This is a genomic window from Nonomuraea sp. NPDC049158 (assembly GCF_040648335.1).
Classification (GTDB): domain Bacteria; phylum Actinomycetota; class Actinomycetes; order Streptosporangiales; family Streptosporangiaceae; genus Nonomuraea.
The window spans coordinates 62,948-83,793 of the sequence record NZ_JBEZDM010000021.1 but is presented as its reverse complement, the minus strand read 5'-3'; the positions used below and the strand labels follow the sequence as shown (position 1 = coordinate 83,793).

The following is a 20,846-nucleotide window of genomic DNA, read 5'->3' as shown; positions in this document are numbered from 1 at the left end:
ATGCGCTCCTTTATGCACTGCGAATATATCCTCAGGGTATAGTCCCTCGACATGATCGAAACCCCGAACCGGGCCACGCCGGACGACAGCCATCGCGAGCCCCGGCGACGTGGCCGGCTGGCCATCCTCACCGTCCTGGCCGCCACCGGACTCGTCCAGGCCCCGCCGGCCGCGGCGTCCCAGGCGGTCACGCCGTTCCTGCCCGCACCGACCGGCTCCCAGCCGGTCGGCACCACATCCCTGTACCTGAAGGACACCTCGCGTCCCGACCCCTGGGTTCCCACCGTCAAGTACCGCGAACTCATGGTCTCGCTGTGGTACCCGGCCAAGTCGCCAGGCCGTAAGCGAGCGCAGTACATGACGGCGAAGGAGTCCGAGCTGCTGCTCAAGGACGGAAAGATCACCACGGTCCCGTCCGACACGCTGAGCAAGACGCGCACCAACGCCTTCACCGACGCCCGTCCCGCCGGGCGTAAACACAGCCTGCCTCTCGTGGTGCTCTCTCCCGGGCACAGCAAGCCCCGCAGCGAGCTCACGGGCCTCGCCGAGGAGCTGGCGAGCCGGGGGTACGCGGTGGCCGCCATCGACCACACCTACGAGAACGTCGCCACGACCTTCCCGGACGGACGGGTCACCACCTGTGTCACGTGCGAGATCTCCAAGGAGAAGGGCTGGTGGGCGAAGCTGGAGAAGAGCCGGGCCGCGGATGTGTCCTTCGTGCTCGACCAGCTGACCGGCGCGCACCCGAAGTGGAAGGGCGCCGGCCTGATCGATACGTCGAAAATCGCCATGGCCGGTCAGTCGGCCGGCGGCGCGAGCGCCGTCACGGCCATGCTGGAGGACTCCCGGCTGCGCGCCGGCATCGACGTCGACGGAACCGTGGCGAGCACGGTCCCCGCATCCGGGCTGTCCCGGCCGTTCCTCTTCCTGGGCAAACCCGCGACCTACGCGCCGGGCAAGAGTGAGGCCGCCTCGTGGGAGCACGTCTGGGCGGGACTGACCGGCTGGAAGCGCTGGCTGCTCATGGACGGAGCCGTGCACCTGTCCTTCACCGACCTGGGCGTGCTGGTCGACCAATTCGGTATCGAGGTCGGCGCCGACATAGCCGGCGCCCGCGCCATGAACATCACCCGCAAGTACGTCACGGCCTTCTTCGACCAGCACCTGCGCGGCAAGCCCCAGCCCCTGTTGAACAAGTCCTCAGCGAGCTACCCCGAGATCACCTTCTGCAACCCGCCGGAGAAGACCTGCGCTTGACGCGCTCGCCGAGCAGCCCAGCGCGTTCCTACGGCAGGCGCTGCCGGCCGATCAGCACGGCGACCCCGTCCAGCAGGAGCCGCAGGCCGCTCTCGAAGAAACCGGCCAGGTCGAAGGCCGGCTGATCACCCGCGGGCGCCACTCGCGTGGGGAGGGCGCTGGAGGGCATGCCGGCACGGAACCTCGGCAGGTGGGCGGAGTACCACTCCCCGGTGGACAAGCCCGTATGCCGCTCCGATTCTGCCTGCGGCTCCAGGTTCGTGGCCGTCCCCCGGACGTAGTTGGTCACCGCCCACCACACGAACCTGCCGGTATCCGGATCGATCCCCAGCTCGCGCACGACACCCATCCCCCAGTCCCCGTATCTGAGCATGTTGGGCGTGGGCTGCGGGTGGGTGAGCGAGACGAGCCGGGGCAGCCAGGGGTGTCGCAGGTAGAGCCGCCACTGCAGGCGGGCCGCGAGTTCCAGCCGCGTCCGCCAGCCCGCCGGGGGCAGCGCCGGAAGCTCCAGCTCGCCGAACGCGGCGTCGGCCATGAGCGCGGCCAGTTCCTCCTTGCCGCGCACGTACCCGTACAGCGACATGGTGGGGATGCCGAGCGCGGCCGCGACGCCGCGGATGGACACCGCGTCGAACCCCTGGGCGTCCGCGATGGCGATCGCCGTCCGGACCATCCGCTCCCGCTTGCCGTCGTCGGCGGGCCTCCTTTTTGGGGCACTCGGCACCCTGGGAGGCGAGAATGTTCCGGGCGCGGGCTCCGCCACGACGGTGCCGACGCGGGAGATGGCCACCACCACCCCCTCCTGGCGCAGCGTGTTCAGCGCCTTGGCGGCGGTCGCGCGGGCCACCCCCCACTGCTCGGCGACCTGCCTGGTGGAGGGAACGCGGTCGCCGGCCCGCAGCTCGCCGGCCTCGACGCGCCGCTTGATCTCACTGACGATCCGCAGGTACGGCGGCGCGGTGCCGGACCGGTCCATGGTCGATCGTCTCCTCACACCGGAAGCGGCCGCTGTCCTAGTACAGAAAGACGGCTGTCCCTCCGCGAAGGACGCCATCACCTGCCTGGTGGAAGCGGCCAGAGCGAGGAATCGTGTCCTAGTACAGGACTGATTGCTGCCCATTTAGTCGCTGGTCATCCCCTGTACGCAGGGTACCGTCCCAGTCGTACGCCGTACCACAAGAGGAGAGGACCATGCGGACCGAAGACCGACGCAGCCGCTACTTCGAAGGCCACTTCGCCCCGGTCAAGGAAGAAGTCACCGCCTACGACCTGCCCGTGACCGGCCACCTGCCCGCGGACCTGGAGGGCCGCTATCTCCGGATGGGCCCGAACCCGCTGGGGGTGGAGGATCCCGCCACCCACTTCTACGCCTTCGGCGCCGGCATGGTGCACGGCGTCCGGATCCGGGACGGCCGCGCCGAGTGGTACCGCAATCGCTGGGTCCGCTCGACAGAGGTCGCCGACGCCCTGGACCGGCTGCGGCGCGGGGAGGAGCCGCCCGCGTTCCTGCCTCCGTCCCCGAACGTCCACGTGATCGGCCACGCCGGCCGTACGCTCGCCCTCGTCGAGGCCGGCGGGCTGCCGCACGAGCTCGGCTACGAGCTGGACACGATCGGAGCGTGCCCGATGGCCGCCACGCCCGAGGGCTCCAGCGCCAACGCGCACTCCAAGGTCGACCCGCGCACCGGCGACCTGCATTCCCTGGCCTATGTGATCGGGCGGCCGTTCGCGCAGTACATCGTCACCAACCCCGCCGGCATGGTGACCCGGGTGACGGACATCCCGCTGTCCGGTGACACCCCATTCCTGCACGACTTCGCGCTGTCGGAGAACTACGTCCTCGTGTTCGACATCCCGCTGACGTTCAGCATGACGAAGATGCTGTTTCAGTGGGATCCCGGGCACCAGGCGCGCGTCGGCGTGCTGCCCCGGACGGGCGGGGGCATTCGCTGGCTGCCGGTCGAGCCCTTCTATGTCAGCCACGTACTCAACGCCTACGATGACGGCTCCACGATCACGGTCGACCTGATCAGGTCAGAAGGGCCGGTCGACGTCGCCGATCCGGGCGCGATCGCGCCCACGCTCGACCGCTGGACCATCGATCCGGCGAGCGGCGGGGTGGACCAGCGCCGCCTCGACGATCGGGCTCAGGACTTCCCCCGCGTGAACGACGCGTTCGCCTCGCGCCCGCACCGCTACGGCTACTCCGCGGTGAGCCCGGTGTACGGCGTACCGTTCACACTCGACGGCCCGCACCCCGACGAGGCGTTCACCAACGCGCTCGTCAAGCACGACCTGCGGCGGGGCATGACGGAGGTGCACGGTTTCGCCCGCGACGCCGCCGTCGGGGAGGCGGCGTTCGTCGCCAACCCGTCCGGCGGCGGCGAGGAGGACGACGGCTACCTGATGGCCTACGTCGCCGATCCCGAGCGGGGCGCCTCCGACCTGGTGATCCTGTCGGCCCAGGACTTCACAGGACCGCCCGTGGCCCGCGTCCACCTGCCTGTGCGCGTCCCGCTCGGCTTCCACGGCAACTGGATTCCCGACGCCTGAAGCCGAGCGACGAACGCTACTGCGCCTGCACCGACGTCTCCGGCGTCCGCATCAGCACCGAGAAGTTCGCACCCGGCCAGACCCGCGAGTTCTGGAACCTCTTCGCCCTGCCCGACACCACCGACACCCTCAAAGTCAAGATCGGCCCATTCCGCGACCTCCAGGTTCCCGTCCAGTAACGCGTAAGGATCACCTCATCGCCTTCGCCGGCCGACGAGGCAGGTGAGGTTACGCGGCGAAGGCCCCGTCCGCATCAGAGTGTGAGAGCGCCCGCGAGCAGATCGTCAAAGCGGTCCAAACCCTCTGCCGGGCGGTCGATTCCCCGCAACGGACCGTGATCCGCGAGGTGCGCGTCGGCGTAGAGCCGGGCCACCAGTGCCTTGCGGTCGGTGCCGAACTCCCGCGCCTCCCAGGCTGCCTGCTCCAGCAGCAGCGCCGCCGCGTAGACGTCCGCCATGTACGTGGCCAGCGCGAACAGCTGAGCCTCCGCCGCGACGGGGTCCAGGGAGGACCAGGCGGTGATCGTCTTTCGGAGGTCCTCGATCCGGCCGCGGACCAGAGCCACGGTCTCCGCGTCGACGGACGAAGCCGAGTCGACCGCCGAGACGAGCCGGTCGAGGAAGGGCTCGTGGGCGTTCTCGCGCAGCATCGCCCGCCGTACGTCGAGGCACAGGATGTTGTCGCCGCCCTCCCAGATCGGGTTGACCTGGGCGTCGCGCAGCAGCCTGGCCACCGGCCACTGCTCGATGTAGCCGTTGCCGCCGTGCACCTCGATCGCGTCGCTGGCCGCCGTGACGCCGAGCCGGGCCGCCCGCAGCTTGATCAGGGCGGGGGCGATGCGCAGGCGCGGTCCGACGAGGCCGTCGAAGACGAGCGCCTGGGCCGCCTCCACCTCGACGATCAGCTCGGCCAGCTTGCGGCGCATCAGCGGCTGCTCGATGAGCGGCCGGCCGAACGCCTCGCGGGCCCGTGCGTAGCAGAGCGACTCGACCAGGGCGCGCCTGGCCACGCCGGCACCCATCATCGCCACGCCGAGCCGGGAGGCGTTGGTGAGCTTCATCATCGTGCCGAGCCCCGAACCGGAGCCGCTCCCGGCCAGCAGGAACGCCTCCGCGTCGGCGAACTCCACCTCGGCCGACGCGACGGACCGGGTGCCGAGCTTGTCCTTCAGCCGCCTGATCCGCACCCCGTTGCGCGAGCCGTCACGGCGCTCCCACAGCACCAGGAACGGGGCCACGGCGCCGTCGGGAAGCCGGGCGAGCACGACGAAGGCGGAGCCGTTGGCATTCGAGGCGAACCACTTGAACCCGGACACCACCCAGGAGTCGCCGTCGGGCACGGCCGTGGCCTCCAGGGCGGCCAGGTCGGAGCCGCCGGTCCGCTCCGTGAACATCTGAGCGGCCTCGCCGGAGTAGAAGCCGTTGGCGAAGATCGTGCGTACCCGGTCCCGTACGTCCTCGGGCGCGTGCCGCTCGGCCAGGGAGACCACCATGTCCCCGCCCGTGCCGAGCGCGCAGCCCATCCCGATGTCGGCCTGGTCGAGCAGGTACGTCCAGGCAGCGGCGAGCGCGGCGGGATTCGCGCCGTTCGCCCGGGCCTCGTCGGCGAACGCCGGTGCGGTGAAGTTGTTGGCCATGAGGGCGTTCCTGGCCGTGTGGAAGGAGGGGGGCATCACGACCTCGCTGACGTCTCTGCCCCACTTGTCGTACTTCTCCAGCCGCGGCGGGTGCCGATCGGTCTCCTCCGCGCACTCGGCCACCGTGCCGCCCATCAGCGCGCCCAGCTTGTCCAGGTACGGCGTGGCCCAGGCGAAGCCGTCGCCCAGGTGGCGCCGCATGAGCAGCTGCAGCGTCGGATCGCAGCTCCACCAGTTACGCCCCGCCGCGCCCTGATAGCGCTCGGTCGCGTAACGGTCGCTGCTGTCGAACGATTCGATGAGATAGCGCCCCATACCCCGGACATTACATATACTCGACACGCGATGGAAGAGCGTAACAATCTCAGTGCGAGGTCGGCTGTGCTGAGCGCGCTGCTCGGCAGCCATCCGCCGCAGCTGGCCGCCCGCCATCTGGTGCGCATCGGCGCGCTGTTCGGCATCGCCGAGGGGACCGTGCGGGTGGCGCTGTCACGCATGGTGGCGGCGGGCGACCTGGTCCAGTCCAGCGGCCGCTACACGCTGTCCGACCGCCTCATCGAGCGGCAGGGCAGGCAGGACGAGAGCCGCGACCCGCACACCAGGCCGTGGGACGGCACCTGGGAGATCGCCGTCGTGACGGCCGAGCGCCGCGCCCCGGCCGACCGGGCCACGTTCCGGCACATGATGACCGCGCTACGCCTGGCCGAGCTCCGTGAGGGCACCTGGCTGCGCCCGGCCAACCTGCTGCGGCAGTGGCCGGAGAGCGTCACCGCGCAGTGCACGCTGATCGACGGCCGCCCGCGCGTCGACCCCACGCCGCTGCTGTGGGACCTCGACGGCTGGGCGGGCGAGGCACGCCGGCTGGAGAGCGCGCTCGACCGGGCCGAGGGCCTGACCGAGGGGTTCCTGGTGTCGGCGGCGGTGGTACGCCACCTGCTGGCCGACCCGCTGCTGCCCGAGGAGCTGCTGCCCGGCGACTGGCCGGGGTCGCGGCTGCGTGCCCGCTACGACGACTTCGACCACCACTACCGGGAGCTGCTGTACCAGCACCTCACAGATTGACCGCGAAGATCATCCGCTTGTTCCTGAACTCGGTGACGCTCCACAGTCTGCCGCCCTGCACGGTCAGGTCCTCCGGCCCGATGGGATAGGGGCGGGTGACGAGCTTGCCCTCGGTGCTGACGTGCAGCTTGCCGTTGGTGTTGCCGTCGGCGGCCTGGCTCATGTACCACTTGCCGCCGCTGGAGAGCGCGCCCTGGATCTTCGGCAGGCCCATGACGTAGGCGTCCTTGGGCACACCGCCGCTGAGCTCCAGGTCCCATCGGGCGAGGCGGCCGTTGGGGTCGTTCTCGTGGTATTCGCCGCAGATGAGGGTGTGCGGGGTGGTGCTGCGGTCGATGGAGGCGAACGAGAAGAGGGCGCCGGTCGTGGCGAGGCGCCAGGAGTCGCTCTGCGGGATGACGTAGCGGTAGCCGAACGCGTGGTACTTGCCGCCCTGGCGGCCGATCCGCGTCGCGTCGCCCAGGTCGTTCTGGGCGGTACGCAGGTCGAGCAGGTGGTTGAGGTCGAAGACGCGCAGTCCCTTGGTCGTGTCGGCCACGTAGAGCAGGTCGCCGTGCCAGGCCACGCCGCCGGCGTGGATGTTGATCGCCCCGTACGACCCGTCCGGCTTGGCCTCGACGAGGAGGGCGTGCTGGTACTTCAGCGTCTGCGGGCTGAGGAAGGTCACCCTGATCCCGCGTTCGACCACGGGGGGCGACGGCTTGAAGTACCAGCTGGCCACGAACACCGGGACCCCCGCCGAGCCGGAGTCCTCGCCGCAGGTCAGGCCCTGCGGATACCAGTCGGTCGTGTCCTCGTCCTTGGCGTCGAAGGCGTACCAGTCGACCGGTTTGGGGTTCATCGAGCCCAGCGCCCCCGTCGCCCCCTTGCGCACGCCGGTCCGGTTGGCCTGGGCCAGCACCGCCGCCACGGAGACGGCGCCGATGCCGCTGGCCAGCTTGGCCGCCCCCTCGGCCAAGGTGCCCGTAGCCCTGCGTAAGGTGAAGGGCGTCTTGTCGATCGGAACCATCCCCGGCGCAGCCATATTTCCCTCGCTTTTCCGTCGAAGTCTCGTGTATTCGACGGATCGGCGGACGGGAAAGTTCGGCTAACTCCAGGTATGTACGGGTTGCCCGGAAAGGGCGAGCTCGCGATAACGCCGTACCAGCCGCTCGGCGTCACCACCGAACTCGGCCAGCGTTTCGCGCTGCCACACCGCTCCGGTACGCCGCAGCCGGGTCCGCTGTCTGATGACGTCGAGCGCGCCATCGGCGTCCGACGGCGTCACCCCGGCCGCGAGCAGCCCCTCCCTTGCCTCGGGCAGCAGCTCGAGCACCAGGTCGGCGGCCGCGAACTCGCCGTCCCGGCCGGGCCAGGACAGCTTGGCGTCGAGCCCGTGCATGGCGGCCCGGTAGAAGTTCTGGTACGCCTCGGCGAACGCGTACTCGGTGAGATCCCGCTCCGCCTGCGCCATCGTCAGCCCGATGAGGAACGCGCTGTTGGCCGCCATGTCCGCGCACGACGGTCCCGCGGGCAGGGCGCGCATCTCGATCCGCAGGTGGCCGCCGTCGGACGGGTCGTAGACGGGCCGGTTCCAGTGCCAGATCGTGCCCTGGTGCAGCCGCAGCTCAGGCACGTCCAGCGGGTCCGTGTTGTCCGTCATGTCGGGCAGTACCGGGTCGTAGTCCCGTACGTACCGCTCGAACAGCTCATAGGCCCCCTCACGCACCCAATCAGACCCGAACGTGACCCGGCCGTCCTTCCGATAGCGCCGTTCCAGGTCCCGGTCGTCGGCCGCCTCCTCCATCAACGCGATCCTGGTCTCCTCCCGCAGCTGCCTGCCGAGGAAGAACGGCGAGTTGCCGCAGGCCGCCAGCACCGGCCCGGTGGCCAGCTGCGCCGCGTTGAACAGCCGGGCGAACCGCTCCGGCGGCGTGCGGATGTGCACCTGCCACGAGGTGTTGGCGCTCTCCAGGATGACGTCCTCGACCGCCAGCTCCAGGTCGTCGATCTTGACCAGGAACGGCTCAAGCCGCAGCCGCCGCAGCCCCCGGCTCATCGCCCGGTAGCGGTTCTGGTCGCTGATCGCCTCCTTGGTGAAGTCGTCGGCGCTCAAGGTGGGCAGGATGCCGATGGGCACCGCGCCGCCACCCTCGACCGCCCGGTCCACGCTCGTCAGGGTCTCCTGCACCTCCGCGCCCAGCTGCTCGAAAGGCCGCCCCTCCAGCGGCAGCGGAGTCAGGTTGACCTCCAGGTTGAAACGGCCGAGCTCCAGGACCACGCGGGGGTCGCCGAGCGCGTCGCGCACCTCGGCGTTGCGCGGCAGCGGGCGGCCCACCTCGTCGATGAGGAACAGCTCCAGCTCCGCGCCGATGGTCGTCGGCCCCTCGCCGAAGCCCGGCCTGTCGAGCAGCTCGCGCAGCACGCCGAGCTGCTCGTGGAGACGCTCTCCGAAGCGGGTGTACTCCGCTTCGGAAAACCGCTCTTTGTCCAAATCTTGTCCCATAGCCTCCTTACTGTCCGGACATCTCCCTTCCACACCTCACCAAGTCATCGGGCCGTCTTCGTCCAGGAAGGCGCCGGTCGGGCCGTCGGCGTCGAGGGTGGCCATCCGCACGGCGATCGTCGCGCCCTGCTCGGGTGTGCGGTGGCCGGAGTGCCCGTTGAGGTCGGTGGCGCAGTAACCCGGGGTGACGGCGTTCACCTTGATCGAGGTGTCCCATAGCTCCTTGGCATAGGAGACGGTGATCATGTTGAGCGCGCTCTTGGAGGAGTTGTAGGCCATGAGGTTGCGCTCCCAGAGGCGGCTGTCCGGGTCCATCACCATGGACAGGGAGCCGAGCTCGCTCGACATGTTCACGATCCTGGCCGCCTCGGCCCGGCGCAGCAGCGGCAGCATCGCGTTGGTCACGGTGACCACACCGAACACGTTGGTCTCGTACACCTGCCTGAGCTCGTCAGCGCTGCTGGCGCTGGGGCGCGGGTCCTCCGCCCAGACCATGACCCCCGCGTTGTTCACCAGGATGTCGAGCTTGCCGTACTCCTGCTCGATCCACTTCGCGGCGGCCTGCACGCTGTCGGCGTCGGTCACGTCGAGCCGCACGTACGGCTGGCCGATCCGCTCGGCGGCGGCCCGGCCGCGCTCCTCGTCGCGCGCCCCCACAATGGCGGTGACGCCGCGCTCGCCGAGCAGCCGCGCGATTTCGAAGCCGATTCCCTTGTTGGCACCTGTGATGAGGGCTGTTGTCGTCATGGCTCAACGCTCGCGCGAAACGGACCGAAGTGTGAGAGACCTCCCTAGGCTGGGATCGGCGATACCACCCAAGAGGCCACGATCTGCCCGAAGATAGAGGGATGGACCGCACCAAACTCGCCGAGTTCCTCCGCAGCAGGCGCGCCCGCGTCACGCCCCGCGACGTGGCGCTGCCCGAGGCCGGGCGCCGTCGCACGCCGGGCCTGCGCAGGCAGGAGGTCGCGCAGCTCGCGGGAATGTCGATCGACTACTACATCCGGCTGGAGCAGGGCCGCGGGCCTCATCCGTCACGCCAGGTGCTCAACGCGCTGGCCAGGGCGCTCATGCTCAGCCAGGACGAGCGCGGCCACCTGTTCAACCTGGCCGGCCAGGCGCTGGAGACGCCGCGCATCAGGGCCGACGTGCCCCAGGCCATCCTGCACCTCATCTCCTTCCTGGAGGAGGTGCCCGCCTATGTGGTCGACGCCAAGTACGACATCCTCGCCTGGAACCCGCTCGCCGGCGTGGTCATGGGCGATCTCGACGCACGCTCGCCCGACGATCTCAACGTCATCCGCTGGGTGTTCCGCTCCTCCGACATCGGCGGGTACTTCGAGGACGAGGAGAGGAGCCGCTTCGCCCGCGGCTCCGTGGCCGACCTCCGCATCGCGGCGGGTCGTTACCCGGATGACCAGGGCCTCCAGGCGCTGGTCGCGGAGCTGCTCGCGTTGAGTCCCGAGTTCGCCGAGATCTGGGCCAGGCACGAGGTGGCGGTCCGCCGGCACAACACCAAGCGCCTCGACCTCCCGGACCTCGGCGTCATCGACGTGACCTGCCAGGTCCTGGCCGTGCCGGACCGCGAGGACCTGCGCCTCGTCATCTACACGGCCGAACCAGGTTCACCCTCGCACCAAGCCTTGCGCAAGCTGCGGCAGTTGACCCTAAGCTCATGAGATGCGAGCCGTTGCGTTTGACCTGTTCGGTGGGGAGCTCGACCTGCGCGAGCTGCCCGACCCCTCGCCGGCGCCACACGGGGCGGTGATCAGGGTCGAGGCGACGGGCCTGTGCCGCAGCGACTGGCACGGCTGGCAGGGCCACGACCCCGACATCCGCGTCCTGCCCCACGTGCCGGGGCACGAGCTCGCGGGCGTCGTGGAGGCGGTCGGCGCCGAGGTGCGCGGCTGGCTGCCCGGCGCTAGGATCACCGTCCCGTTCGTGTGCGCCTGCGGATCCTGTACGGCCTGCGCCGCCGGCCAGCAGCAGGTGTGCGAGCGGCAGACCCAGCCCGGCTTCACCCACTGGGGCTCCTACGCCGAATACGTGGCGATCGACCACGCCGACGTGAACCTGATCCCGGTCCCCGAGGAGATGGCCTACGTGACCGCGGCCGGGCTCGGCTGCCGCTTCGCCACCGCCTTCCGCGCCATCACGCAGGTGGGGGCGGTACGGCCGGGCGAGTGGGTGGCCGTGCACGGCTGCGGCGGGGTCGGCCTGTCCGCCATCATGATCGCCACCGCGGCCGGCGCGCGGGTGGTGGCCGTCGACATCAACACCGACGCGCTCCAGCTCGCCGAGCAGGCGGGCGCCACGCACTTCGTCGACGGCTCGGCCGGTGACGCGGGCGCCCAGGTCAGGGAGCTGACCAGAGGCGGGGCGCACCTGTCGATCGACGCGCTGGGCAGCCCCCAGACCTGCGTGGCCTCGGTCGAGAGCCTGCGCCGCCGCGGCCGGCACGTACAGGTCGGGTTGCTGCCCGGCGCGGCGACCCCGGTGCCGATGGACCGGGTGATCGGGCACGAGCTGCGGCTGCTCGGCAGCCACGGCATGGCCGCGCACGCCTACGCGCCGATGATGGAGATGATCAGGGCCGGGATCCTGCACCCCGACCAGCTCGTCACCCGGACCATCGGGCTCGCCGACGCGGGCAAGGCCCTGTCCTCGATCGGCAGCGTGCCCGGCGTGACGATGATCACCCCGCGGTTCCCCCTGTAGGAGCCCGACCGGCCGCTTGGTACGCCGCCGACCGCTTTGCAGGTGATGCCGGATACGTCAGACTTGTGGCTCACAGGCTTGCTGGCTGACCGTGAGGACAACAGTGATCCGAACCTTGCTCGCTGAGGACATGCATCTGGTGCGAGGAGCGATCGTGGCATTGCTGGCCTATGAGGAGGATATCGAGATCGTCGCGGAGGTCGACCGGGGTGATCGCATCCTCCGCGTCGCCCAGACGGTCCGGCCCGACGTGGCCGTGCTCGACGTCGCGCTGCCCGGCAAGGACGGGCTGGAGGCCGCCGGCGAGCTGCACGACAAGCTGCCGGAGTGCGGCGTGCTCATCCTCACCGGCGTCGGCACTCCGGGGCTGCTGAAGCGGGCCCTGGACGTGCACGTGCGGGGGTTCATGGCCAAGGACGCGCCGCCCGGCCGGCTCGGGGACGCCATCCGGAGGGTGGCCGCCGGGGAGCGGGTCATCGACTCGGAACTGGCGATCGCCGCGATGAGCCCGCCGGAGGCGCCGCTGACGGAGCGGGAGCTGGACGTGATCGGGGCCGCGGCCGAAGGGGCCACGGTGTCGGAGATCGCGGCGTCGCTGTTCCTCGCGGAAGGAACGGTCCGAAATTACCTCCACCGGAGTACGGCGAAGCTGGGGGCGCGCAGCCGGATCGACGCGATCCGCATCGCCCGTGAGTCCGGCTGGATCTGACCCCGCCCGCTTGCGACTGGCGACCTACGGCATCGGTTCCAGGCCGGTGCGCGTGGAGAAGGCTCAGGGCATCGGTTCCAGGCCGGTGTGGGCGGCGGCGAAGGCGAGCACGTCGGCGGCCAGGGCGATCGACCTGCTGACCGCCCTGGCTCCGTGGCCGACGTCGCGCTCGTGGCGTAGCAGGATCGGCCGCTCGCCCGCCGTCGCCCACTGCAGGGCCGCGCACATCTTGCGCGCGTGCATCGGATCCACCCGCGAGTCGGCCCCGGAGACCGTGAACAGCGTCGCCGGGTAGTCGGTCCCCTGGTGGACGTGGTGGTAGGGCGAATAGCCGAGCAGCCAGCCCAGCTGCTCGGGAAGGTCGGCGGAGCCGTACTCACCGGTCCAGGCGGCTCCGAGCCCCGACCGCTCGTACCGCACCATGTCCAGGAGCCCCGCCGAACACACGACGGCCGCGAACAGCTCCGGCCGCCGCGTCATGGCGGCCCCCACGAGCAGGCCGCCGTTCGATTCGCCCCAGACCGCCAGCTGACCGGGGGTCGTCCACCCGTCGGCGATCAGCTTCTCGGCGGCGGCGGTGAAGTCCTGGAAGACGTTCTGCTTGCGGTCCAGCATGCCGTCGCGGTGCCACGCCTCGCCCTCCTCCCCGCCGCCACGCAGGTTGGCCACGGCCAGGACGCCGCCGGCCTCGACCCAGGCCAGGGAGTCGGCCGCGTACCCGGGGGTGAGCGACATCCCGAACCCGCCATAACCGGTCAGGATGGTCGGACGGGGGCCGCCGGAGTGCGGGCCCGCCACGACCACCATGCGCACCCGGGTGCCGTCGGCGGAGACGTACTCGACCTGGTGACTCTCCACCCCCAGTGCCGCCACCGCCGCGCCGCTGGCGGCCGGTGACCAGCGGGTCGTCGTTCCCTCGCGGGCGTCGTGGCGCCAGACCTCCGCCGGGGTGACCGCGTCCGTGTAGACGAACCACGCCTCGTGGCCGCCCCCGGGGCGCGAGGTCAGCGAGGCGATGGAGCCGCTGCCGGGCAGCGGGACGGTGCCGGTGCGCTCGCCCGTGGCGGCGTCGTGGATCGCGAGCTCGCCGACCGCGTGGCGGGTCCTGGCGATCAGCAGCCGGCCGCCGTCGAGCAGCGTGAACGTGCCGAGAACGGCCGCGGAGTCCTCGGGCACGAGCTCCTCCCACGCGGCGGGGGTGGCCGGGTCGGCGACACAGAGCCGGCGGCGGGGCGCGTCCTGGTCAGTGAGGATGTACAGGCGGCCGTCGGGGCCCATCGCCGCCGCGGCGCGCGCCGCCACCCCTTCCTGGATCACCCTCAGGTCGAGGCGCTCGAGCCGGCCCGCGGACGCGGGCTGGCCCGCAGCTTCGGGCGGGTCTGCGGAGAGGTCGGCGAGGTAGAGGTCGTTCCGGGCGGGGGTGCCCGCGGAGATCACCAGCCAGCGCCCGTCCACGCTGATCTGCAGGCCGTACGAGAGCGCTCCCCGCGTGAAGACCTGGACGTCGCCGCCTCGCCGGTGCAGGTATACGCCCTGGTGGAAGCGGACGTAGAAGAACTCTCTGCCACCGGGCAGCCAGGCGACCGGTGAGTAGCGGCAGCCGCCGATCGGGCCGTCGACGATCTCGCCGGTGGCGACGTCCATGACGTACAGGTCCGCCCGCTCGTCCCCGCTCCTCGACAGCTGGTACGCCAGCAGGCGCCCCTCCCAGTCGGGCTGCCAGTCGTCCAGCGTGGTGAGGCCGGTGGCGTCGAGCTCCATGGGATCGAGGATGACCCGGTCGTCGCAGTACAGCACCGGATGCTCCTGGCCCGCGGACTGGGACAGGTGGAAGCGCCGGTCGCCGCGCCACAGCGGCGGGGTGGTCATCCCGGTGACGCTGAGCTCGGTCAGGCGCTTCTGGAAGTGTTCGCGGAGGGGGAGGCCGGCGGCGTGGTGCCGCCAGAGCCGGTCCTGCTCGGCCTGCCAGCCGAGGGTGGCCGGATGGGCGGCGTCCTCCAGCCCACGGTAGGGGTCGGTGACGAGGTGGCCATGAAGCTCCTCGACGAGGGACAGACGCTCTGCGTCCGGATATTTCATGACACGGGCTCCGGTTGCCAGTGACCGGCCAGGTCAGCGTAGGTGGGTGAGAGACGCACCAGCTCGTCATGCGTACCGACCGTGGCCTGGCCGGCGTCCATGAGCAGGATGCGGCGGGCGCGCGTGGCCGAGGTGAGGCGGTGCGCGACGACGATCAGCGTGCCACCCCGCTCCGCGAACGCGGCCTCCACCCGCGCCTCGGCCGCGGGGTCGAGATGGCAGGTGGCCTCGTCCAGGATGACCAGGCGAGCCGGGGCCAGGTAGGCGCGTACGAGGGCGATCAGCTGACGCTGCCCGGCGGACAGGGAGCCGGGGTCGAGCTCCAGTTCCCTGTCCGCCATCAGGCCGGTGGCGCCGAGCGCGGTGACGGCGGCCTCGACCTGGTGGGGTGGTGCGTCGCTCAGGTACGTGAGGTTCTCGTGCAGCGAGCCGCGGAAGACGTACGCCTCCTGGGGGATCAGCACCCGCGCGGCGGGAGGCACGTCGGCGGCGAGCACTCCGCCGATCCGGACGTCGCCCGCGTCCGGCTGGAGAAGACCGCTGACCAGAGCCGCCAGGGTGGACTTGCCGGCGCCGCTCGGACCGACGACCGCTAAGTGGTCGCCCTCGGGGATGTCGAGATCGAGCCCGTCGATCACCGCCTCGGAGTGCGGCCCGTACGCGAACGTAACCCCCCGCAACCGCACACCGCCCGCGGGTGTCTGCCCCCCGGGAGTCTGGAGCGGAGTCAAGGCCGGGACTGGGGCCGGGGGGCCGGAGGTGGCGATGCGGCGGAGGGTGGCCACCAGGCTGACGCCGCTGACGCCGAGGCCGTGGACGAGGCCGTTCAGGGCGGGGGCCAGCGACTGGGTGACGTAGGCCAGGGCGCCCACGACGACCCCCGCGCCCATGCCGCCGCTGAGCAGCCAGGGCGTACCGGTCAGGAGGAGCATCACAGGCAGCCAGGCGCCGACGGCGAGCGCGATCGTGCGCGCCGCGGTCACGCGGGCCAGAGCGCGCGCCGCCGACGCCTGCGCCTCGACCCGATCGGCCAGCGCCGCGCCCACGCGGTCCTCCGCCCCGCAGGCCACGATGTCGCGCAGCCCCCCGGCCATGCCGGTCATCGACTCGGCGAGCAGTTCATCGGCCATCAGGAACGCCCGCTGCCGCCGCGCCAGCGCCGGCAGGGACACCAGGAACAGCCCCAGTCCGGCGACGAACGGCGGCAGCACCAGCACCGCCGCCCGCGGAGCCAGCGTGAGCAGCCCCAGCCCCACACTCACCACGGTGAACGCGAACCCGCGCACGGTGGTGACCACCGCCGCGAAGGCGTCCCTGGCCAGCTCCACCTGGAGACCGGCCCGGGTGACGGCGGCGGTGTCCGGGCGGGCGGTCACCGATTGGGCGGCCCGGCGCATGGCGCCGCCGACCACGTGAGCGAGCAGATCGTCCCGGAACGGCTCAGCGATCGCCGCCACCGCGAGAATGATCTGGCGGGCGGCGACCGCGGCGACCAGCCACGCACAGCCGAGCGCCGCCAGCCAGACCAGCCCAAGGGCGGGACGACCCACCGCGAAGCCGTCCTCGATGGCGCGGGCGACGGCGTGCCCGATGAGGAACGCGGGCGCCGCCTCCAGCACCGACCACAGACAGAGACGCAGCAGCGCGTACGGCCGCCGCCGCAACGCCTCCCAGAGCAACTGCTTCATGAGACGTCTCCCCGGAGCCCCCGAGATCCCGCGAGCCTCTCGGGCTCCTCATGCCGTCCCTCATGCCGTCCCTCGGACCGCCCCTCAGGCCCAGGCCCCTCGGGTGGCTGGGACCCGAGGGGTTCCTGGAAGACCGCCCGATAGTGCGGGTTCGCCCACAGTTCGTGGTGCGGCGCGTGGCCCAGCACCCTGCCGTCCTCCAGCCAGACGACCCGGTCGGCACGGGAAGCCGTAGTCAGCCGGTGCGCCACGATGAGCCGGGTACGCCCTCGGGGGTCGGCGGTGAGGGCGTTGCCGACCTGGCGTTCGGTGACGGTGTCGAGGCTGGAGGTGGCGTCGTCGAGCACCAGCAGGCGCTCTCCTTGCGCGAACGCCCTGGCCAGGCCGATCCGCTGCCGTTCGCCGCCGGAGAGCGGGGTGTCGGCCATGGGGGTCGCGTACCCGCCGGGCAGGCGGCGGATGAACCCGTCCGCGCACGCCGCCGTCGCCGCCGCGGATACGACCTCCTGGTCATCCGCACCGAGCCCGATGGCCGCGCCGACGGTGTCGCCGACCAGGACCGGCCGTTCGAAGGCGTACCCGATGGCCCGTCTCAGCTCGGCGCGGTCCAGCGCTGGCAGCGGCACGCCGTCGAGCAGCACCGTTCCCCCGGCGGGGTCCGCCAGCCGCGCCGCCAGGGCGGCGAGCAACGACTTGCCGGATCCCGAACGCCCGACCACCGCCGTGACCGAGCCACCGGGGATCACCAGCTCCTCCACGGCCAGACCGGGCATCGTGACCCCCCGGAACTCCACGCTGCCGAGCCCGGCAGGTGGTCCCGAGGTGCGGGACGGGGTGTCAGGCAGTGAGTGGACGGGAGGCGGGCGGTGGCTGGTGACGTGTAGGGGGAGGCAACGGCTGCCGTAGCGGGTGGTGGGCAGGCCGAGGATCTCGGCGACGCGTTCGGCCGCCGCGCGTGCCCTGGCCAGGCCGCCGATGTGGCCGAGCGCGGTGCTCAGCGCCGCGCCCAGTACCGCGTACCTGGCCGCCGCGTACAGTTCGCCGATCGTGAGCTCGCCGGCGGCCAGCCGGAGCCCGCCCACGGCGAGTACGGCCACCTCCACCAGCGGCACGATGAGGCCCGCCTGAACGCCGGCCGTGGCGTTCGCCCGCCACAGCTCCATACCGTGGGCCCGCAGCCGGTCCATGGGCGCCAGGACCCGGCGCGTCTCGCGGTCGGCGGTGCCGGCCGCGGCGATCGTCCGGGCGCCGCCGAGCGCGTCCACCAGCCGGGCGGCGATCTCGCCCTGTACCTCCTGGTAGCCGCCCGCGATCGTGGTCGTGGCCCGGAGGAAGGCCCGCAGGACGAGCAGGATGAGCGCGATCCCGGCGACCAGCGTCGCGGTCAGCACGGGGTCGATGAGCGTGAGCGCCACCAGGGCGCCGAGCGTGGGGACGAGCAGCGCCAGCGCGCCGGTCAAGGATTCGGGCGCCCGGCCGGCCTCCTCGGCGTTCAGGCCGGCGCGGGTGACCAGCTCGCCTTCGGGGAAACGGCGGGTCACGGCGGGGCCGACGCCCAGGATGTGACGCAGCACCGACAGGCGCAGCCGGGCGGCGGCGTACGCGCTGCTCGCGCCGCGTGCCCAGACCCCGGCGCTCTCGCAGAGCATGATCGCGGCCACGATCACCGCGCAGGCCGCCAGCCAGGACACGGTCTCTGGCCGGGCGGAGACGAAGCCGTCGACGGTACGGCCGACCGCGTACGGCAGTGCCAGCTCGGCGACCGCGCCCGCGATCGCCGTGACCGCGAGGACGGCGGGCCATGGGCCGCTTCGCCGTACCGCGTCCATCACCAGCCGGTCTCCGGCCCGCACGACCGTCTCCTTCATCTGGCGCGACAGAGGAAATGCCAGTGACCGATCCCCGCGCCGCCGTAAGCGACGCGGGGATCGGCGCTAATGTGATCAGTGACAAAGTGCGACACTGAGGTTGCTCGGGTGGCCTGACTGACACGTCAGAGCGGTCAGAGTGCTGCCGCCACTGGCGACATCGCTGCCGGCCGGGGTCTCGAGACCCTGCAGGTCGAGAAGTACCATGGTTTACACCTCCTTCTGGGACTGGTTGGAGACAGGCCGCCGGTCGGCGGCGGCCTCGAGGAAGGGCAGGCGTCCCGGCTGTTCGCCCATCACTGTGCCGAGGGCGAACAGGACGCCTGCCGTTCCGGTCGCGAAATCCATGGAGAGGCGCAGCAACTGGTCACCGGGGAAGGCCAAGCCTCCGCCGTACGGCAACGCGTGCCAGCGCAAGCCCTTTACCTGGGCCTCAGACGCGCCATCGAAGTCGAGCCCGCAGCCGAGTGCCGCGACGATCCCCGCGCGCCCGGTGAACAGCCCCGACTGGACGAAGAACCCCGACCGCGCGACCAGCCGCAGATCACGTAGCGCGGTGGCGAACCTCTCGTCCTCCCGGTGCGCCAGGTAGCGGGCGAGCACCAGGCCGATCCCGACTGACCCCTCGTCCAGGTACGGCAGCAGCCGCCAGCCCTGGTTCACCTGGAGTGAGCCGTCCTCGGCCGCGCGGCAGCGGCGCAGATCCTGGCGGAGCGCGACGGCGGCCAGGTCGAGCAGCGCCGTGTCACCGGTGCGCTCGTAGGCGTGCAGGAACAGCAGGGCGGGTCCGCTGGAGCCGTACATGAGCCCGGCCCGTGGGTTCGTGCCGCCGCTGAGCTCAGGGACGTCGTCGGCGCCGCCGAGCCGGTCCGCGCAGATGTCGACCGCTCGGAGCGCGTTGCGCTCCAGTTCGGGCTCGCCGAGGTGGAAGAGGTTCAGTCCGATGCCGGACAGGCCGGAGAAGTGGGCCGATTCCAGGCCGTCCCACTTCTCGCGCAGACTGATCTCGACCACGTCGAGCGCGTCCTGCCGGTGGCCGAGCAGGTCGAGGGTGTAGGCGATGCCGTGCAGGCCGTCGTAGAAGCCGAGGCCGGAGCCGGGCGCCGGGCGCTTGGCCCGGGCGAGCAGCCAGCTCTCATACTCGGGGAAACGGCCCGCTCCGGTCGCGGCCAGGGCGTACAGGACGCCGGCGGCGCCGTAGGCGAGGTTCAGGCCACCGCCCGGCTGGAACTGGGCCACGTCGCCGGGGAAGAGCCGGTCGTCGCGTCCGGGCGTCGCGGACGTCTGGATGGCCTGGCGCATCGCGGCGCGCAGTTCGGGCCAGGTGGCGCTCCCGGGCATCGGCAGGGCGCGCATCTCGCCCTCGTCACGGCCGTCGCCCGCGATCGTGGACACGGCCGTCGCGATCTCGCGAGTGAAGGTGTCCGACACGATCTCGCCGAGGTGCGCGACCTTGGCCCGGTGCAACGGCAGCATGATGGTGCACTGCGGGGCGAACAGCCCGAGCCGCAGACAGGCCATCGCGTACTTGTCGACGTCGGTGCCCCGCCGGTCGGCCGGCGCCGCGTACGCCGGGTGGGCCAGCGCGGCGCGGCCGCCCTCCTCGGCGAGCGTGGCCACCTCGTAGTCGATGAGCACGACGCGGCCGCTCTCGGTCAGCAGGATGTTGTCGGGATGCAGGTCGCCGAAGACCACGCCGCGCTCGTGCAGCGACGCCAGCGCCCGGTCCACCCGGTCCAGGGTGTCGAGGGCCCAGTCGGTGTAGCCGGCGAGGTCGTCCGGCGTGCACGTGGCGCGGGTCAGCGGGTACCTGTGCACCAGGCGGCGTTGCAGCGTGGTCCCGTCGACGAACTCCTGCACCAGGAAGTGATGCTCACCGAGGGTGAAGTAGCCGAGCAGCTCCGGCGCCGCCGGCAGCCCGGCCAGGCGGGCCAGGATGTCGCGCTCGTGCGTCAGCCGCGCCACCGCGTCCCGGCCCGCGTTGTCGAGCCCGGCGTACGGCCTGGCCTCCTTCAGCACGACCCGGGCGCCCGTCCGCTGGTCGCGGGCGAGGTAGACGCCGCCGCCGTTGGAGAAGTGCAGCACGTCCTCTATCGCGTACGGCAGGCCGGTCGTGGTCACGGCGTTGCGCGCGGCGAGATGGGGCTCGAGGAACTCGGGCAGCGTCGTCCATGGCGGCACCGAGAACGTGGCGCCCCGCACGTCGGGCACGAGCTGTCCGCCGCCGTCCTCGACGGCCAGCACCCGCTCGCCGCCGGACAGGCAGTGCCGCTCGGCGAAGCCGCCGTAGCGGACGAACAGCGGTCCCTCGCCGTAGCGCAGGTCGCTCAGGATGTACGGGCCGCGCACGTCGCGCAGGAGTTCGTGCAGCTCTTTGAGAACGAGTTCGAGCTGGCTCTCGTCCCTGGGATAAATGGTGACCAGTTTGCCGCTCGACGCCCTGGACGCGGCCTTGGAATTGAGCATGACCAGGACCGGGAGACCGCGCAGGAACTTGAACGCGATCCCGCGGGGCAGGCAATAATCCCAGACGGCGGCCAAGGCCCGTTCGGCGTCGTCCACGCGGGCCGAAACGTGGATCTTCCAACCCTGGGAGGGCAGAGGCGCCACGCCGCCCGGCGCATAGTAACACCAGGTCTCCGTCGCCTCGTGCAGCCATCCTTCGGGGACCGGCCGGTGCGCGATGGGAAAGTCGGCGTCCTCGGCGGTGCTGTGCTCGAGGGTGTCGTAGAAACGACCATCCGCGAGGCAGTACAGCTCATACTGGTCCATCCGGTGCGACCTCCCGTGC

At 71.5% G+C, this 20,846-nt stretch carries 17 protein-coding genes; 6 read left to right on the top strand and 11 right to left on the bottom strand.

The annotated features are described in order from the left end of the window. Positions 1-51 precede the first annotated feature (51 nt). On the top strand, positions 52-1,257 hold the full coding sequence (locus AB0B61_RS35945) for an alpha/beta hydrolase (protein WP_358441706.1): 1,206 nt from the start codon (positions 52-54) through the stop codon (positions 1,255-1,257). A gap of 28 nt (positions 1,258-1,285) precedes the next feature. Here AB0B61_RS35945 and AB0B61_RS35940 read toward each other — a convergent pair whose 3' ends face one another. Beyond that, the gene (locus AB0B61_RS35940; RefSeq protein WP_358441703.1) at positions 1,286-2,233 is read right to left on the bottom strand and encodes a GntR family transcriptional regulator; all 948 of its coding nucleotides are present in this window, start codon (positions 2,231-2,233) and stop codon (positions 1,286-1,288) included. A gap of 215 nt (positions 2,234-2,448) precedes the next feature. Here AB0B61_RS35940 and AB0B61_RS35935 point away from each other — a divergent pair, with 215 nt between their 5' ends. Next, on the top strand, positions 2,449-3,810 hold the full coding sequence (locus tag AB0B61_RS35935; protein WP_358441701.1) for a carotenoid oxygenase family protein: 1,362 nt from the start codon (positions 2,449-2,451) through the stop codon (positions 3,808-3,810). A gap of 16 nt (positions 3,811-3,826) precedes the next feature. On the opposite strand, the gene AB0B61_RS35930 is transcribed toward AB0B61_RS35935, so the two are convergent. Both AB0B61_RS35930 and AB0B61_RS35925 read right to left on the bottom strand, forming a co-directional pair. Beyond that, positions 3,827-3,949: a hypothetical protein gene (locus AB0B61_RS35930; RefSeq protein WP_358441698.1), complete on the bottom strand. Its 123-nt coding sequence runs from the start codon at positions 3,947-3,949 to the stop codon at positions 3,827-3,829. Between the two features lie 114 nt (positions 3,950-4,063). Continuing rightward, a complete protein-coding gene (locus AB0B61_RS35925; RefSeq protein WP_358441696.1) occupies positions 4,064-5,761 on the bottom strand; it encodes an acyl-CoA dehydrogenase family protein in 1,698 nt (565 codons plus the stop codon). Positions 5,762-5,791: 30 nt separating this feature from the next. Between AB0B61_RS35925 and AB0B61_RS35920 the strand changes: the two genes are divergently transcribed. Continuing rightward, positions 5,792-6,508: a PaaX family transcriptional regulator C-terminal domain-containing protein gene (locus AB0B61_RS35920; protein WP_358441693.1), complete on the top strand. Its 717-nt coding sequence runs from the start codon at positions 5,792-5,794 to the stop codon at positions 6,506-6,508. Here AB0B61_RS35920 and AB0B61_RS35915 read toward each other — a convergent pair. The 3 genes from AB0B61_RS35915 to AB0B61_RS35905 all read right to left on the bottom strand — a co-directional run bounded on the left by AB0B61_RS35915 (position 6,498) and on the right by AB0B61_RS35905 (position 9,740). Then, complete coding sequence (locus tag AB0B61_RS35915) at positions 6,498-7,532, bottom strand: hypothetical protein (protein WP_358441690.1); 1,035 nt, start codon at positions 7,530-7,532, stop codon at positions 6,498-6,500. The genes AB0B61_RS35920 and AB0B61_RS35915 overlap by 11 nt on opposite strands. Positions 7,533-7,595: 63 nt before the next feature. Continuing rightward, a complete protein-coding gene (locus tag AB0B61_RS35910) occupies positions 7,596-8,993 on the bottom strand; it encodes a glutamate--cysteine ligase (protein WP_358441687.1) in 1,398 nt (465 codons plus the stop codon). A 36-nt stretch (positions 8,994-9,029) separates the two neighbouring features. After that, the gene (locus AB0B61_RS35905) at positions 9,030-9,740 is read right to left on the bottom strand and encodes an SDR family oxidoreductase (RefSeq protein ID WP_358441684.1); all 711 of its coding nucleotides are present in this window, start codon (positions 9,738-9,740) and stop codon (positions 9,030-9,032) included. Positions 9,741-9,841: 101 nt separating this feature from the next. Here AB0B61_RS35905 and AB0B61_RS35900 point away from each other — a divergent pair, with 101 nt between their 5' ends. The 3 genes from AB0B61_RS35900 (at position 9,842) to AB0B61_RS35890 (ending at position 12,420) form a co-directional block, all read left to right on the top strand. After that, positions 9,842-10,672, top strand: a complete 831-nt coding sequence (locus AB0B61_RS35900) for a helix-turn-helix transcriptional regulator (RefSeq protein WP_358441681.1) — start codon at positions 9,842-9,844, stop codon at positions 10,670-10,672. A 1-nt stretch (position 10,673) separates the two neighbouring features. After that, a complete protein-coding gene (locus AB0B61_RS35895; protein WP_358441678.1) occupies positions 10,674-11,711 on the top strand; it encodes a zinc-dependent alcohol dehydrogenase family protein in 1,038 nt (345 codons plus the stop codon). A 103-nt stretch (positions 11,712-11,814) separates the two neighbouring features. Beyond that, positions 11,815-12,420 (top strand): response regulator transcription factor, encoded by a 606-nt coding sequence (locus tag AB0B61_RS35890; protein WP_358441675.1) that lies wholly within the window; start codon positions 11,815-11,817, stop codon positions 12,418-12,420. Positions 12,421-12,483: 63 nt separating this feature from the next. Here the strand turns inward: AB0B61_RS35890 and AB0B61_RS35885 are convergent, their stop codons facing one another. The 5 genes from AB0B61_RS35885 to lanKC form a co-directional block, all read right to left on the bottom strand. After that, entirely contained in the window at positions 12,484-14,499 is a 2,016-nt protein-coding gene (locus AB0B61_RS35885; protein WP_358441673.1) for a prolyl oligopeptidase family serine peptidase, read from the bottom strand. Next, on the bottom strand, positions 14,496-16,187 hold the full coding sequence (locus AB0B61_RS35880) for an ABC transporter ATP-binding protein (protein WP_358441670.1): 1,692 nt from the start codon (positions 16,185-16,187) through the stop codon (positions 14,496-14,498). Before AB0B61_RS35880 ends, AB0B61_RS35885 begins: the two co-directional genes overlap by 4 nt. Further along, positions 16,184-18,040 carry an ABC transporter ATP-binding protein gene (locus AB0B61_RS35875; RefSeq protein WP_358441667.1) on the bottom strand — a complete coding sequence of 619 codons (1,857 nt, stop codon included), beginning with the start codon at positions 18,038-18,040 and terminating at the stop codon, positions 16,184-16,186. The genes AB0B61_RS35880 and AB0B61_RS35875 overlap by 4 nt, the downstream gene beginning before the upstream one ends. A 90-nt stretch (positions 18,041-18,130) precedes the next feature. After that, positions 18,131-18,262, bottom strand: a complete 132-nt coding sequence (locus AB0B61_RS35870; RefSeq protein WP_357642972.1) for a SapB/AmfS family lanthipeptide — start codon at positions 18,260-18,262, stop codon at positions 18,131-18,133. Between the two features lie 3 nt (positions 18,263-18,265). After that, entirely contained in the window at positions 18,266-20,827 is a 2,562-nt protein-coding gene (lanKC, locus tag AB0B61_RS35865) for a class III lanthionine synthetase LanKC (RefSeq protein WP_358441664.1), read from the bottom strand. Positions 20,828-20,846: the final 19 nt, after the last annotated feature.